The sequence below is a fragment of the Methanobrevibacter sp. genome (assembly GCF_045646205.1).
Lineage (GTDB): Archaea > Methanobacteriota > Methanobacteria > Methanobacteriales > Methanobacteriaceae > Methanocatella.
The window spans coordinates 1-13,472 of sequence record NZ_JAZRKF010000005.1 but is presented as its reverse complement, the minus strand read 5'-3'; the positions used below and the strand labels follow the sequence as shown (position 1 = coordinate 13,472).

The 13,472-nt window shown below is 33.7% G+C and carries 20 protein-coding genes; 13 read left to right on the top strand and 7 right to left on the bottom strand.

Translation table 11 applies throughout. The features are described from left to right. Window positions 1-74: 74 nt before the first annotated feature. From npdG to ACKI44_RS01240, 4 genes are all read left to right on the top strand, one after another. The gene (gene npdG, locus ACKI44_RS01255) at window positions 75-755 is read left to right on the top strand and encodes an NADPH-dependent F420 reductase (RefSeq protein ID WP_407420897.1); all 681 of its coding nucleotides are present in this window, start codon (window positions 75-77) and stop codon (window positions 753-755) included. 28 nt (window positions 756-783) lie between these two features. Continuing rightward, entirely contained in the window at window positions 784-1,269 is a 486-nt protein-coding gene (locus ACKI44_RS01250) for a hypothetical protein (RefSeq protein ID WP_407420896.1), read from the top strand. 23 nt (window positions 1,270-1,292) lie between these two features. Next, window positions 1,293-1,880, top strand: coding sequence for an Ig-like domain-containing protein (locus ACKI44_RS01245; RefSeq protein ID WP_407420895.1), 588 nt, complete (start codon window positions 1,293-1,295; stop codon window positions 1,878-1,880). A gap of 110 nt (window positions 1,881-1,990) precedes the next feature. After that, window positions 1,991-2,404 carry a hypothetical protein gene (locus ACKI44_RS01240; RefSeq protein WP_407420894.1) on the top strand — a complete coding sequence of 138 codons (414 nt, stop codon included), beginning with the start codon at window positions 1,991-1,993 and terminating at the stop codon, window positions 2,402-2,404. A gap of 142 nt (window positions 2,405-2,546) precedes the next feature. Here the strand turns inward: ACKI44_RS01240 and ACKI44_RS01235 are convergent, their stop codons facing one another. Next, window positions 2,547-3,059 carry a hypothetical protein gene (locus tag ACKI44_RS01235; protein ID WP_407420893.1) on the bottom strand — a complete coding sequence of 171 codons (513 nt, stop codon included), beginning with the start codon at window positions 3,057-3,059 and terminating at the stop codon, window positions 2,547-2,549. 106 nt (window positions 3,060-3,165) lie between these two features. On the opposite strand from ACKI44_RS01235, the gene ACKI44_RS01230 reads away from it, so the two are divergent. From ACKI44_RS01230 to ACKI44_RS01220, 3 genes are all read left to right on the top strand, one after another. Next, window positions 3,166-5,442, top strand: coding sequence for an Ig-like domain repeat protein (locus tag ACKI44_RS01230; RefSeq protein WP_407420892.1), 2,277 nt, complete (start codon window positions 3,166-3,168; stop codon window positions 5,440-5,442). A gap of 37 nt (window positions 5,443-5,479) precedes the next feature. Continuing rightward, window positions 5,480-5,809, top strand: coding sequence for a TIGR04076 family protein (locus tag ACKI44_RS01225; RefSeq protein ID WP_407420891.1), 330 nt, complete (start codon window positions 5,480-5,482; stop codon window positions 5,807-5,809). A 206-nt stretch (window positions 5,810-6,015) separates the two neighbouring features. Next, complete coding sequence (locus ACKI44_RS01220) at window positions 6,016-6,270, top strand: hypothetical protein (RefSeq protein ID WP_407420890.1); 255 nt, start codon at window positions 6,016-6,018, stop codon at window positions 6,268-6,270. 1 nt (window position 6,271) lies between these two features. Here the strand turns inward: ACKI44_RS01220 and ACKI44_RS01215 are convergent, their stop codons facing one another. Continuing rightward, window positions 6,272-6,901, bottom strand: a complete 630-nt coding sequence (locus ACKI44_RS01215; RefSeq protein WP_407420889.1) for a CatA-like O-acetyltransferase — start codon at window positions 6,899-6,901, stop codon at window positions 6,272-6,274. Between the two features lie 78 nt (window positions 6,902-6,979). Between ACKI44_RS01215 and ACKI44_RS01210 the strand changes: the two genes are divergently transcribed. Further along, window positions 6,980-8,311: an FAD-dependent oxidoreductase gene (locus ACKI44_RS01210; RefSeq protein WP_407420888.1), complete on the top strand. Its 1,332-nt coding sequence runs from the start codon at window positions 6,980-6,982 to the stop codon at window positions 8,309-8,311. A gap of 14 nt (window positions 8,312-8,325) precedes the next feature. Next, on the top strand, window positions 8,326-9,213 hold the full coding sequence (locus ACKI44_RS01205; RefSeq protein WP_407420887.1) for an Mrp/NBP35 family ATP-binding protein: 888 nt from the start codon (window positions 8,326-8,328) through the stop codon (window positions 9,211-9,213). Here ACKI44_RS01205 and ACKI44_RS01200 read toward each other — a convergent pair. Then, a complete protein-coding gene (locus ACKI44_RS01200; protein WP_407420886.1) occupies window positions 9,200-9,574 on the bottom strand; it encodes a hypothetical protein in 375 nt (124 codons plus the stop codon). The genes ACKI44_RS01205 and ACKI44_RS01200 overlap by 14 nt on opposite strands. A 198-nt stretch (window positions 9,575-9,772) precedes the next feature. Here ACKI44_RS01200 and ACKI44_RS01195 point away from each other — a divergent pair, with 198 nt between their 5' ends. Both ACKI44_RS01195 and ACKI44_RS01190 read left to right on the top strand, forming a co-directional pair. After that, entirely contained in the window at window positions 9,773-10,495 is a 723-nt protein-coding gene (locus ACKI44_RS01195) for a hypothetical protein (RefSeq protein WP_407420885.1), read from the top strand. Next, the gene (locus ACKI44_RS01190; RefSeq protein WP_407420884.1) at window positions 10,492-10,758 is read left to right on the top strand and encodes a hypothetical protein; all 267 of its coding nucleotides are present in this window, start codon (window positions 10,492-10,494) and stop codon (window positions 10,756-10,758) included. Before ACKI44_RS01195 ends, ACKI44_RS01190 begins: the two co-directional genes overlap by 4 nt. Here the strand turns inward: ACKI44_RS01190 and msrA are convergent. Next, a complete protein-coding gene (gene msrA / locus ACKI44_RS01185; RefSeq protein ID WP_407420883.1) occupies window positions 10,755-11,657 on the bottom strand; it encodes a peptide-methionine (S)-S-oxide reductase MsrA in 903 nt (300 codons plus the stop codon). The genes ACKI44_RS01190 and msrA overlap by 4 nt on opposite strands. Window positions 11,658-11,756: 99 nt before the next feature. Between msrA and ACKI44_RS01180 the strand changes: the two genes are divergently transcribed. Together ACKI44_RS01180 and ACKI44_RS01175 are read left to right on the top strand one after the other, a co-directional pair. After that, window positions 11,757-11,939 carry a hypothetical protein gene (locus ACKI44_RS01180; protein ID WP_058739352.1) on the top strand — a complete coding sequence of 61 codons (183 nt, stop codon included), beginning with the start codon at window positions 11,757-11,759 and terminating at the stop codon, window positions 11,937-11,939. A gap of 5 nt (window positions 11,940-11,944) precedes the next feature. Next, window positions 11,945-12,205, top strand: coding sequence for a hypothetical protein (locus ACKI44_RS01175; protein WP_407420882.1), 261 nt, complete (start codon window positions 11,945-11,947; stop codon window positions 12,203-12,205). On the opposite strand, the gene ACKI44_RS01170 is transcribed toward ACKI44_RS01175, so the two are convergent. Genes ACKI44_RS01170 through ACKI44_RS01160 form a run of 3 tightly spaced genes read right to left on the bottom strand, consistent with a single transcriptional unit; the run spans window position 12,200 to window position 13,400 of the window. Continuing rightward, window positions 12,200-12,472, bottom strand: coding sequence for a hypothetical protein (locus ACKI44_RS01170; protein WP_303736164.1), 273 nt, complete (start codon window positions 12,470-12,472; stop codon window positions 12,200-12,202). The genes ACKI44_RS01175 and ACKI44_RS01170 overlap by 6 nt on opposite strands. Next, the gene (locus ACKI44_RS01165; protein ID WP_407420881.1) at window positions 12,469-12,912 is read right to left on the bottom strand and encodes a hypothetical protein; all 444 of its coding nucleotides are present in this window, start codon (window positions 12,910-12,912) and stop codon (window positions 12,469-12,471) included. The genes ACKI44_RS01170 and ACKI44_RS01165 overlap by 4 nt, the downstream gene beginning before the upstream one ends. 2 nt (window positions 12,913-12,914) lie before the next feature. Further along, window positions 12,915-13,400: a hypothetical protein gene (locus ACKI44_RS01160; protein WP_407420880.1), complete on the bottom strand. Its 486-nt coding sequence runs from the start codon at window positions 13,398-13,400 to the stop codon at window positions 12,915-12,917. Window positions 13,401-13,472 lie beyond the last annotated feature (72 nt).

Here is a 13,472-nt window from a genome sequence, read left to right as displayed (position 1 = left end):
CATTTTTATCTGTATTTTTTTCAAAAAATAAATATTTTATATTATAAAGTTCATATCTTAATATAGGTGATAAAATGATAGTTAGTATTATTGGTGGAACTGGACCTCAAGGACTTGGAATCGGTGAAAGATTAGCTATTGAAGGCGTTGATGTTATCATCGGTTCTAGAAAAGAAGAAAAAGCTTTAGAAGTCGTTGAACAAGCTAAAAAAGATTTGGCAGACTATGATTTATCAACAATGAGAGGAATGGCAAATGAAGATGCGGCAAAAGAAGGGGATGTTTTAATCATTACAGTACCATTGGCTGCTCAAAAACCAACAATTGAAGGCATTAAGGAATTCTGTAAAGACAAAATTGTCATGGACGCAACAGTGCCTTTAGAAACAGCTATTGGTGGAAAACCTTTCAGATTCATTGACCTGATGGAAGGATCTGCTGCTGAAAGAACAGCATCTATTCTTGAAGGAACCGGTGCAAAAGTAATCTGTGCATTCTGTAATATCTCAAACTCTCACTTGGCAAACATTCCGGAAGAAATTGACTGTGACTGTTTAATTGCCGGTGATGACAATGATGCAAAAGCAACTGCTGCTGAAATCATTGATAAAATACCTGGAATAAAAACCATTGACTGCGGTATTTTGGAAAAGGCACGTGTAATTGAAAAAATCACACCATTATTGATTGGATTAAACATCAAATACAAATCCCATTATGGTGGATTAAGAATTACGGGAATTAATTTCGATTAATTCTACACTTTTTTCTTTTTTTGATAAAATGGATGAACTAGAAAGCTTTATTGGTAAACAGGTAACTGAAATATCATCAGATATCTTAACTTCTTTTGAAAGCATAGGCGTTAAGGCAGCAGTTCTGGAATACAAATATAAAAACTGCGGTGTTAGATATCCTTCAGCTTCACTGAAACTGGCCGATATAGATTATGATAACGTTATATTATTTGATGATTTGTTTAATTTTGATAAGATTTTCATTTTCTGGCATTTTAAGGGTACAGTCACTGATTTGGAAATTTTTGATATAACTTCAGATAGGGACTTGCTTAAAAAAGATTATGATTTGATTCTTTCAAAGATTATGGATGGTGAGGCTTCGCTCATTAGGGCAGGCGATACAAGGTTGCTTGCAGCTGAAAGACTAAATGAAGAAGTATTTCTCAATGATAGAAAAGTAAATATGAGAGTTTTCGTTTTAAAAAAATATTACCTTCAAAAGATTCTCAATGAACTTAAATTATATTAACCATATATGCACTATATATTATTATGGATTATACTAAAATTATAATATTTTTGCTTATTGTAATCGTTATAATGCTTGTTTTAGGTATCGCTTTTTTGAATCCCTTTTCAAAAGAAACATGCAATATTGAAATCATGTCTATGGATTCACTATATGTTGGGGGACAATTCAGCCTATATTTAAGTGATAGTCAGGGTAATCCCATTTCAAATGAGGAGGTAGCTATTGCCTTTGTCGGTTCAAATAATGAAATCGTCAACAAAAAAGCAACCACTGACGCTTCAGGTAATGCCGTAATAGCTTTGGAGGCTTTGCCTGCGGGAACGTATAGTGTTTCCTGCAGTCTTCTTGAAGATAGCAAATATCAGGCAAATTCCACATCCAAACAGATTACAATTAAGGACGTTACTGAAAAATCCACACAATCCAGTGGCTTGAGTGAGGACGGATACTCATATTATCCACAATATGGTCCTGCTGTTGACCGTGCCGGCATAACAAGGGAATATGCCATTGCAAATAACTGGCATTATATTTCTTTGAGAATTGACGGTGAAGATGTAGGTGCATATGTGCCGTATGATGCTAAGGCAGGCTGTTATCACACTTGATTAACAAGTATTGTCTGTATTTCAAATATATTAAGATGATACGAAAAAATAGAAATACTCAAAGAGATAATAGATAATAATAAGAAATTAACCTATACCGATATTTAACCGTGGCCTTATATATGAAAAGTAAATTAACCAAATCCGAATTGCTCTTGAAGATTGCAGATTTAACCAATAAAGTTGAAGGTTTAACAGAAGAGGAAATTCGCGAAATTAAGATTTTTCAGAAAGCTTTCATGAAGAAGTTCATTTCTGATGATGATGAATTGAAAGGAGAGATTGATAATATGGTATCAATAAGTGAATTAGAATTGTTAAAAGAATTGTTCCCGGAAGAAATACGTGGTTTGATAGCAGGTGAGAAAGAAAAATGGATAGAAGAAGGAAAAGAAGAAGGAAAAGAAGAAGGAATGCAAATCCGATCTGTTGAAATTGCTAAAAATATGAAGAACTTTGGCAATGATTATGAGTATATTTCAACTATAACTGGCCTTAGTTTGGAAGATATAGAAAAGTTATGATTATTTATAACATTTAACGTCTAAAACTACAAATTAATCATATTACTAAACTTATTTGCCCGTTAATTCGAAATGTAAATTTACTGGCTAGTTTTTTCTTGATTAACTATTAATATGGATTAATAAAAAAAGAATAATGGAATTATACAAAGATAAAATGTATATTTCCTAATAAAATTTGAATAGGGACTTGAAATACGTTCATTCCATTTTTAGTCATTGCAGTATCCACCGCATCACCCCGGGACATTGTTCCTGGAACGTTTTGACTACCTGCATATCCGTTGTAGGCGTCGTTTGATCTGATAACGTCAATAATGTCATCACCGAATATCGCCGCAGCGGCCTCATTGTTTACGCTCACAATAACGTGTGGCGTATAATGGTACGTATAGGTTATGATATCACGGGCAGCACCATAAGGATCATCCGGACTGTCTGCATGGACATTATGCAATGTTTGACCCTGTGCATTAAATGAACTTCCGGGATAAACCCATTCAAAGCCTGTAATTGAAAATTTTGCAGCCATATCAACACCGCCAGCTTCTTCAGTATCTTCTGCGATTACTAAAACAGGACTGACGATTGTTGAAGCAAGAAATACAACAATAATTAATACAATTGCTATAAATACAATACCTATTTTTCTCATGATTTACTTTTATAATATTTTCAGATATTAATACTTTCACTTTTTTGATTATATTTATATAATTTCAAATCAAATGTTAATTATATAAAGTCATATTGGTGTCGAAATGTTTTCAAAGAAATTTTTAATAGTCTTATCTGTTTTAGTAATGTTTTTTTATTTATCCGGTGCGGTAAGCGCATCCGATGATTTGAATGCAACCCAAATATCAGGTTATGGGGATGTTGTATATGAAACTCCTTTTGAAGAGGCAGAGGTTAATCTGTCTGCTTCAGACTGTGCTTCATTTGTTATTCAGGAGGATGGAGAAACCATTTATGCATTCAGACAGGATTCTCCCCTTAATGGTTTTGGGGTAGAAATCAATGCCGTTGACTGGTATGGATACAAGGTTTTAAAACAGGAAATCGACACTCAAGAAGATTATTTCTGCCATTCTATTATCACTGAACATGGATGGGTCTTTGGTCAGGGAGGAAGCCAATACAATGACTCTAACCGGGCTATTGAGCAGATTGCAGCTACAATGATTCAAAGCAATAACATTGCATCAAATTATCTTGCACAAATCAGTGGAATCCTTTCCCGCTATGGATATGGCCATTTTGTAATAAAGGCTCCTGACGGACGCTTTGGAATTTCATTTGTAAACACATACTGGACAGGCACTCTCCAGCCGGGACAATACCTGGTTGTTCCGAATTATTATTCATATTATAATCGTGGAAACTATAAGAACTATAACTCAAATCCGGTTGAAGCGATAATTTCAATATGTTCCTATGATTATTCCGGTTTAAACAGAAGAAATCTTTACGTTTATGATTATAAGGTTAAGGAAACGGCCGATGGTGTATTTTACGGTGCAGACGTTTATGTAACAAATGACAATGGCCGCAATGTAGGTTTAAATACAGCCGGAATTGTAACTCACTTTTTTTATAAGGGACAGTATTTCCCTGCATCGTCCGTTCCTCAGATGCCGGGTAAAATATATGCCGGAACCCATATCTTTGAAAGCCAGTACTTTGGAGATTCCATAGAACTCATTGTGGGCAAATCTAGCGTTTTAATCGGTGATGATTCTACCCTATATTACAGAATTAAATATCTTTCCACTCCAAGGAGAATAGTATTTAGTTTTGGAGAAAATGTGGACTTTGTCAGCGGAATCAAATCTCACGGAAGCTTTACCTATGATTCTGCTCAGCACAAATTGTACTGGGATACTCCTGCTGCAAGCGATAACAGAGACATTTTATTTACAATTAAGCCAAAGGCTAAGGGATACTTAAATGTTTTAACGTCCATTGAGGGAATGACCAAAACTCATAATTTCAATTATTACGTAACAGATTATGGGGCCCATTTATATGCGCAGGATGTGGAAAAATATGCTGGAGGTTCACAAAGGCTTGTAGTATCTCTAAAGGATAAATATGGAGTTCCTCTGATTGGTGAGAATATAGGCATTTCAATCAACGGACAATACTATTCCCGAGAGATAGGTGACAACGGATATGCGTCACTTGCCATTAATCTCGCTCCCGGCGAATATGATGCTGTAGTTGATTATGATGGTACTTTGGGAAAAAATAAGACCAATGTAAAGATTAAAGTCCTCGGAACAGTATTTGGTGATGATATTGTAAAATATTATAAGAACGGCACCCAATTTTACGCATCATTTTTGGACGGCAATGGAAATGTATTGAAAAATTCTGATATTGAATTCAATATTAACGGAGTATTCTACACACGTAAAACCAATGAAAACGGTGTGGCCAAGTTAAATATTAATTTAAACCCTGGAGAATACATTATAACTTCCATTAACAAAGTTACCAATGATTTATATGCTAATTCAATTGTTGTCAAGCCGGTTCTTGTTGAAAACAGAGACCTTGTCAAGTATTACAGAAATGGTAGTCAGTACACTGTTAAAGTCCTTGACGGTAAAGGCAATCCCTCAGCGGGAGAAAAGGTTACATTCAATATTAATGGAGTATTCTACACCCGTACAACTAATGAAAACGGTACGGCAAAGCTCAACATTAATCTGGAGCCCGGTGAATATATCATAACCTCAACTTACAATGGAGCAAGCGTTTCCAATAAGATCAATGTTTTAACCAGACTGGTTTCAAATGACTTATCAATGAATTATAAGGACGGAAGCGCATTTGAGGCTGTTGTTTTGGATGAAATAGGCAGGCCTGCATCAGGTGAGAATTTAACCTTCAATATCAACGGTATATTTTACAATCGTACAACCAACAGCGATGGTATGGCCCGCTTAAGCATTAATTTAATGCCTGGGGAATACATTATCACCACATATTGGAATAATTACGTCAAATCAAATACTATAAAAATAAATTGATAAGTTATTTGTATTAGATTATCCCATATTCTTATTCATGAAAAAGGTAAAGATAACTATTCTTAAAACCACGCTTCAAGAAGATCTTGCAGCTGAATATGGTGTTGAAGGATTATCAACCTGTCCTCTTATGAGTGAAGGGGAAATCTATTATGCTGATTACGCCAAACCTGAAGGATTCTGTGATGAGGCATGGAAAGCAATATATCAGTACGTTTTTGCACTGGCTCATGGAGTTAGTGATGTCTGGTATTTTGAAGACTGGATTAAGACTCCTGGAGTTGCAATCGTGTCCTGCAATGACGGTTTAAGGCCGGTTATAATGAAGCTTGAGGCAACCGATATTGAATCAGTTGCGGATGATTGAAATTTATTTTTTAATTTTAAAGCTTAAATTTACTTATTTTTAATGTAAGCGTGTACTTGCATTCGAAAAGCTTTAAATATTGTTTTTTATATATTTATTATACAAATTAAAGGATATTAATCTTTTAATTCTTTACTCATATGTGTGGGTTTTTAATATTTTCACTTTGAAAATATTATTTTCACACATTTTAAAAGGTGATAATTATGAATATTAAACCAATTATAGTCTTAATCGTTTTGACAGCTATATTGTCAGTTTCACTAGTTGCTGCATATGAAAATGTGGAACATAATTCAAATGCTGACGGAGGAATTTCCGATGTTTCTTCCAGTCATGATGTTCGCCAAAAACTCCATAATGCAAATGCAACTCATGATGGAGACTCCGAAAATTATAAAGTCAACTCTCCACAGGACCTTATGCTTCAGGGATATTTATATGGATTTGATACAATCTAGATTATTTTTTAATTAAATCAAACTCCTTTTGTGTGTTTTCAAAAAAGTATCCTAAATCTCGACCATTTACAAAAATGTGGCTGACGGTTATGGAAACGCTCATTTCATAATCGTCATTTACTTTTCCCCAAGTTATTAACGGCTGAATTTGGCGTCCGTTTGTTTGACATGAAGTAATGGAGTCAAAATCAACCCACGGAATGCAGGAAAAGTTAGCTATATTTGTAAAGTCTCTTTTCATTAAATCAAGGGTAAATCCTTCAGTTTTACCGTCCAATATTCCACCAGACAGTTCTTTAACATAGTCATGCCATTCAAAAATGTCCTCAAATTCCTGAGGTGTTTTAACTTTCATTTCACGATATATGTCTAATTCATCATTCATTATAGGACTTACGCCTTCAAGATAGTCATATTCTACAGCTTCCTCATTAATTATCCTTCTTTTTAAACTAGCTACGGAATTCACGCCGTTCATTAAACATCCAAGACTTAATATAAAGAATGAGTAGTCATTTTTTTTACAGAATTTCCATAGATTTTCAGCATTGATTCGGGCTGACATTGTATATCTTGATGATTCAAAGTCAATAAATGGGTTATTTTTCAAGTCAAAATCGATTTTTTTCATAATAATACCTTAATTATTTATATATTTATTAATATATTACATAGTGTTAAATAATTATATTGTATAGGTTTTGTTAAAATGAAAATAGTTATTGTTGGCGGAGGAGCTGGAGGAATCTCAACAGCTTCCAATATCCGTAAAATTGACAAAGATTGTGAAATTGTTGTTCTTACAAGGGATGATAAGGTCGCTTATTCACCTTGTGCTATTCCTTATGTGTTATCAGGAACGATCAAATCATTTGATGATATTGTAATGAGAACACCTGAAGATTATAAGAAAAAAGATATTGATGTAATAACTGAAGTTGAAGTTACAGCAGTCGACAGTGATAAAAAGACTGTCACTTATGAATCCAAGTCCAAATCAAAAACTATCAAATATGATAAATTGGTTTTGGCTACTGGTGGAAATCCGTTTGTTCCTCCAATGGATGGTGTAGATTTGAAGGGTGTTTACCAGATTAGAAATATTGACGACGGTATAAAAGTTCAGGAAGCAATGAAGGATGCTAAAAGTGCAATCGTCACTGGTGCTGGTTTAATAGGTATTGAAATTGCTTTTGCATTAATGAAACAGGGCTTGAATGTTACATTAAGTGAAATGATGCCTCAAATCGTACCAAGATCTTTGGATAAGGATATGTCTGACATTTTAGTTAGTTATCTTGAAAGCGAAGGAATCAATGTTGTATTGGGAAAACCGATTACCAAATTGATTGGTGATGGAAAAGTCGAAAAGGCATGCTTCGGCGATGAAGAGCTTGTTGATGCGGACATGGTTATTTTAGCTACCGGTGTTAGGGCAGAATTGGATTTAGCTAAAATGGCAGGTTGTGAAGTTGGAAGATGGGCTATTCTTGTAAACGACAGAATGGAAACTTCAGTAGATGATGTCTATGCTGTCGGTGACTGTGTGGAATCAAAGGATTTAATTTTAGGATTCAATACCATTTCCCAGTTAGGTACCACTGCAGTTCGTGAATCAAAAACATTGGCTCGTACAATCTGCAATAAAAAATCCAAATTTAACCCAGTTTTAAATTCAATGGTTTCCAAAGTAGGAAAATTGGAATTTGGTGCAGTTGGTTATACTACCAGTTTTGCTCAACAGAATAGAATCAGACCTGTTGTACAGAAAGTTGAAGCACTGACAAGAGCTCGTTACTATCCGAATGCAAAACCTATGGATATTAAAGTTATTTGTGATGGAAATGGAACCATTATCGGTTGTCAAATCATAGCTGAAGAAAGAGTAGCTGAAAGAATTGATACCATGACATTGGCTATTACTGAAGGTTTAACCTGCTTTGATTTAAGCAATATGGAATTTGCATATGCACCACCTGTATCTATGGTTACAGACCCATTAATTCTTGCCGTCGAAGAAGTAAGTAAAAAATTCAATTAAATAGGAGGAAAAATATGGCAGATAATCCACATCAAGGTCATGGCCACGGTCATGGTCACGGGGGTCAAATGACTCCTGAACAACAAAAACAAATGATTGAACAGGAAATCAAATTAGCAAGAAATTTAGGCCAAATCAAATATAAAATAGCTGTTATGAGTGGAAAAGGAGGAGTTGGAAAATCAACAGTTGCTGCTAACCTTGCAGAAACTTTCCAGAAATTAGGATTCTCCACAGGTATTTTAGATGCTGATATTCACGGACCGAACATTCCAAAAATGTTAGGTTTGGAAGGTGCAGATTTATTCATTAACGAAAACCGCAACATGGTTCCGGTTGAAGCTCCAAGCGGTTTAAAAGTAATGTCAATGGCATTCATGCTTGAAAGTATAGACACTCCGATCATTTGGAGAGGGCCTCAAAAATCAGGTTCCATTAAACAGCTTATTGCAGAAGTGGAATGGGGCCCATTGGATGTTTTAATTATCGATAACCCGCCTGGAACCGGAGATGAACCGTTAACTGTTTTACAGACTATTCCTAATACAGATGCAGTAATCATGGTCACAACACCAAATGTTGTATCACAGGAAGATGTTTTAAAATGTGTAAAAATGGTTAACATGTTGAATGTGGAAAATATAGGCCTTATTGAGAATATGGCATATTACATTTGTCCGCATTGTGGTGAAAAATTAGCTATTTTCGGTGAAGGCGATGGCGAAGCATTCTCTGAAGAGATGGAAATTGAATATCTCGGTGATTTACCGTTAACCGAAAAAGTAAGTGACTCACCAAATCAGGATGGTGTTGTATCAACAATTGACCCTGATGGTGAAGTTTCAAAAAGATTTGAAGAAATTGTCGGTAAAATTAAAGAAGAGTTTCTTACAGAAGAGTAATGTAGCTGGCGCTGGCTATATTGATTAGATATCCTAAGCAATTGGGATCATCTACTTTTTCTATTTTTTTAATCATATAATCCTTGTTTTCACTCATATCATTTAAGTCATAGTATTCCATTCCACGTTCATACTCGAGTAAATCAGTAAAGATCGGGATAACGTATTCGCCGTCATTACCATATGGAATTGTAAAGAATTCATCATTTTGACTTGATATGATAAAGATATTATCATTTAAATAATCCTTAATCTCTTCATCTGTTTTTTCAATCATTTCCTGGTTATTGTTTTCTCCGTGCAGGTAAATCATATTGATTAGCTGCTTTAATTCAGGGTGTTTTAGCTCTTCAATTTTCATTGTTAATAGTTTTGATTTAATATTATTTAGTTATATCTAAAAGCAATACTTATGGGTGGGAACAATTTTTACTTCTCAGGACAATTTTTATCACCTAAAGCAATATTTATGGGTTAAAACAATTTTTATGAGTCGCTTCAACAAAGTATTTATTTTATGAGGTTCAATACTAATTTTAACCAAATTTTAGGTGATAAAATGAAATTGGACTTATTAAACGATTTTAATAAATGTTTAAGTATAAAAGATTTTGATGAATTATCAACGAAAATAGAATGTTATTCATTTAGTTGGCCTTTATTGTTGTTTAGGAAAAATTTTGATAAATCTCTAAATGGATATATTGATTTAATTGATAATATACTATCTGTAAATCTTAATGAAGATGATGATAGATATTTAAATTTGTTTTTAGATAAATGTAACTTTTCAAATAAGAATATATTCATATTTATCTTAAGTGAATTGGTTGATAATATTTCCGATCATGCAAATTCAAACAATGCATTCATAATTGGATATTTTAAGGAAAATTATTTTGATATCATTATTATTGATGATGGTATAACTATTCCTAAGTCTTTGGAGTTACATGGTTTTAATTTTAAAAATGATTGTGAAGCAATATTGAGTGCTATTAACGGTAATTCAACAAAAAATGAATTTGGTTATTTTGAAAGAGGTTGTGGCTTGAATAATAGTTTCATGTTAATGACACAAAGTGATAATAGTTCTATTTTGGTAGCTTCAAGAAATGGCCTTATATATTCTAAAAAAGATAATATTTATAAAAGGGATATTTCAAATAATTCCATTAATGGAACAATTATAGCTTTGAGATTTGATAAAAATTATAATTTTAAAAGTTTATATGAAATTATTAAAAACAGATATGATGTAAATATGCAGGTGGTTCAATGATAATTAATCTAAAAAATGAAATTAGCTCTAATTTAATTGTTCGATTAGAAGCGGAAAATCTATTTAAACAATTAGATGAATATTCTACTAATATTACAATGGATTTTTCAGGCATTGAGTTTATTAATCGTAGTTTTGCTCAAGAATATCTAAACCGTAAATTCAGTGTTGATTATGAAATTGAAGAAATAAATGTTCCTGATGTTGTAAAAAATATGTTTAATGTTATTCTTGAATGGAATGGTTATGATATGAGATATTAGTCGAATAGACCAATATATTCTTCATACCCTTCTTTTTTTAAATCCTTTTTTGCAATAAACCTTAATGCTGCTGAATTGATGCAGTATCTTTTTCCGTCGGGTCCGTCATTGAATTCATGGCCAAGGTGTGAGTTTGCGGATTTGCTTCTCACTTCTGTTCTTACCATGCCGTAGCTGAAGTCCCTGTGCTTGATTATTGCATCATCGCTTGCAGGCTTTGAAAATGCAGGCCATCCACATCCTGAGTCAAACTTGTCTTTTGAAGTGAAGAGAACTTCACCATCTACAACGTCTACATATAGGCCATCTTCAAAAAAGTCATCATATTTTCCACTATGTGGTGCTTCTGTTAATGCAAGCTGTGTTATTTGATACTCTTTCCTGGTCAAGTGGTTGAATTCTTCATCGTCAATTTGATTTAAATCAACATGGCAATAGCCTTGGGGATTCTTTTCAAGATATTTCTGATGATAGTCTTCTGCATGGTAGAAGCCATGGATTTCATGTGCCTCGACGACGATTTTTCTATCAGCTTTCTTTTGCTTTTTGTTTAGAAATTTAACGACAGTGCTTCTCTGTGACGGCTCCTGCCAGTAGATTCCTGTTTTGTATTGTGTTCCTATGTCATTTCCCTGTCTGTTAAGGCTGAATGGATCTATTATTTTAAAATATTCCTCCAATATCTCTTCAAGGGAAATGATTTCCGGATTGTAGGTTAGCTTAACGCATTCGCTGTGGCCGGTTTTGCCTGTACAGACACTTTCATATGTTGGGTCATGTGTCCTGCCATTGGCATAGCCCACTTCTGTCTGATTAACTCCTTTGAGTCTTGAAAGATAGGCTTCAACGCCCCAAAAGCAACCTCCTGATAAATAGATAACCTGTTGAGTTTTATACATAATTCTAATTGTATAAAATTCTTGTATAAATAATTTTGTAATTAAAAAAGTATATATGATTTGATTAACTAAATTTAATATAAGTATTGGAGGAATTTAATGTTTTACTCAACAATAATGAAAATCGATTCAATTGATAGATTAAGAGATATCAGAGATGCATTACTTGTAGAACAAGGTATCAATCCAACTCGTCAAGGAGAACAAGCTATTAAAGTTGTAGTTGAAAGAATTGATGAAATTCAAGCTACATTAGATAAATCTGCTTCTAGAAACAAGTGATTTTTGTGATAAGATTATTAACTGGTCGCAGACGTTTGATTAGAAAACGGATGTATAGGGCTCCTCATGAAAGGGAAAAAAGAAATACGTATTTTCGTGAAAATAAAAAGTTAAATAAATCTTTTCAAGATGAATATGCAAATAAAGAAAAGATTTTCACTAAACGCAGACCAAAAAGAGAAGCCGTATCCGGATTTAAAATGTCCTACAGATATAAGTATTACAATCAGGAAAAACCTGAAGAAGAAGAGGATGAAGAGTTATAGCTTCAAAATTTCTTCTTTACTGATTATTTTGTTTTCAGAGTGTATATTTAAAATGAGACCTGAAAACTCATCATCATTTTTTGAAAGTTCCTTGAATAAGTCAATTGAGACTTCACAAGGTTTATAGTCTTCGATTTCCAGGTATTTGAAACCTTCGTTGTAGTTTTCAATGTCTGAAAAAACTATTATTTTGAAATCATCTATTTTTCCCATAACAAGGAAATCCTTTTCGTGATCTTCGCCTAATGTCGGACAGATGAAATTCATATCTTTCCCTCCGGATCCATTCTGAAGTTCTGTGAATGTGGATTGATGACTATTCCCTTGAAGTTTTCGTCATTTTCGCCTAATTTTTTAATGTCTTTGGGACTTATGGCCTTTTGGGTAAATTTGTCAAGAAATAGTTTCGCCAGTTTTTTGCTGCCTTCATCGTATTCGCAGACGTCGGTAAAAATCGGAATAATGTAGGCTTTGCTTTTTTCGGTTAATGTAAGTTTTATGGCTTCTTCTTTTTCATCAACCAATGTAAGATAGATTTCCTGCGAGTATGTTCTTTTGATGTTGATTTTAACACCATCAAGTTCTGAAGCGGATTCCTTTTTAACCTTTTCAAGGATTTTAGCATATAAACTAATGAAATCTTTTAACTGGCTTTTGCATCCGCCTTCAGAGGTTTTTTGATAGTATTTATAATCTTTAAGTTGCATATTTAATCGCTGCAGTCATGAACATCTTCTGTTGCTATTACAAAGTCCCATTGAGGAGCGTTAACTGCAAGACCTACGAAATCATCGTCTTCATGGTGGTCTGCAACAATTTCATTCCCTGCTTTCTTATCGCAGGTAAATTCAATATCTCCGAACTGCTCTTTGAACTCTTCAATAGCTATGTTTGCTTCTTCCTCATCAGTGAATACTGGAATAACAAATTCTTCTGCTTCTTCATCTTCTTCGCTGATGATTAATGCAACAACTTCTTTTTCATCTTCAGTCTGGTTGGAAACAATTAAAAACTCTTCGTGGAATACCATATGTTCGATTTCATGGTAAATTTCATTTAATTCGTTGATTTCGTCAGCATGATCAGCTTCGAACTGTTCATAGACTTCTTCGGATTCTTCCAAGGATTCCAATTCTTCGTTTAAACTGTCATCTAGTTCCATAAATTTTTTTATTAAATCTTTAAGTTCACTCATAATATCACATAAAAATAAGTATTTTTTAAACAAATAAGCATTCTCTTCCTAAACACCACTAAAGGAATACAA

What these genes read in the sequence shown, in the direction of transcription:
- ACKI44_RS01215 (WP_407420889.1), bottom strand. Translation starts at nt 6,901, where the DNA reads ATGAAAAAAATCGATTTTGACTTGAAAAATAACCCATTTATTGACTTT.
- ACKI44_RS01210 (WP_407420888.1), top strand. Translation starts at nt 6,980, where the DNA reads ATGAAAATAGTTATTGTTGGCGGAGGAGCTGGAGGAATCTCAACAGCT.
- ACKI44_RS01190 (WP_407420884.1), top strand. Translation starts at nt 10,492, where the DNA reads ATGATAATTAATCTAAAAAATGAAATTAGCTCTAATTTAATTGTTCGA.
- ACKI44_RS01165 (WP_407420881.1), bottom strand. Translation starts at nt 12,912, where the DNA reads ATGCAACTTAAAGATTATAAATACTATCAAAAAACCTCTGAAGGCGGA.
- ACKI44_RS01200 (WP_407420886.1), bottom strand. Translation starts at nt 9,574, where the DNA reads ATGAAAATTGAAGAGCTAAAACACCCTGAATTAAAGCAGCTAATCAAT.
- ACKI44_RS01250 (WP_407420896.1), top strand. Translation starts at nt 784, where the DNA reads ATGGATGAACTAGAAAGCTTTATTGGTAAACAGGTAACTGAAATATCA.
- ACKI44_RS01160 (WP_407420880.1), bottom strand. Translation starts at nt 13,400, where the DNA reads ATGAGTGAACTTAAAGATTTAATAAAAAAATTTATGGAACTAGATGAC.
- ACKI44_RS01230 (WP_407420892.1), top strand. Translation starts at nt 3,166, where the DNA reads ATGTTTTCAAAGAAATTTTTAATAGTCTTATCTGTTTTAGTAATGTTT.
- npdG (WP_407420897.1), top strand. Translation starts at nt 75, where the DNA reads ATGATAGTTAGTATTATTGGTGGAACTGGACCTCAAGGACTTGGAATC.
- ACKI44_RS01245 (WP_407420895.1), top strand. Translation starts at nt 1,293, where the DNA reads ATGGATTATACTAAAATTATAATATTTTTGCTTATTGTAATCGTTATA.
- ACKI44_RS01195 (WP_407420885.1), top strand. Translation starts at nt 9,773, where the DNA reads ATGAAATTGGACTTATTAAACGATTTTAATAAATGTTTAAGTATAAAA.
- msrA (WP_407420883.1), bottom strand. Translation starts at nt 11,657, where the DNA reads ATGTATAAAACTCAACAGGTTATCTATTTATCAGGAGGTTGCTTTTGG.
- ACKI44_RS01170 (WP_303736164.1), bottom strand. Translation starts at nt 12,472, where the DNA reads ATGAATTTCATCTGTCCGACATTAGGCGAAGATCACGAAAAGGATTTC.
- ACKI44_RS01225 (WP_407420891.1), top strand. Translation starts at nt 5,480, where the DNA reads ATGAAAAAGGTAAAGATAACTATTCTTAAAACCACGCTTCAAGAAGAT.
- ACKI44_RS01180 (WP_058739352.1), top strand. Translation starts at nt 11,757, where the DNA reads ATGTTTTACTCAACAATAATGAAAATCGATTCAATTGATAGATTAAGA.
- ACKI44_RS01205 (WP_407420887.1), top strand. Translation starts at nt 8,326, where the DNA reads ATGGCAGATAATCCACATCAAGGTCATGGCCACGGTCATGGTCACGGG.
- ACKI44_RS01235 (WP_407420893.1), bottom strand. Translation starts at nt 3,059, where the DNA reads ATGAGAAAAATAGGTATTGTATTTATAGCAATTGTATTAATTATTGTT.
- ACKI44_RS01220 (WP_407420890.1), top strand. Translation starts at nt 6,016, where the DNA reads ATGAATATTAAACCAATTATAGTCTTAATCGTTTTGACAGCTATATTG.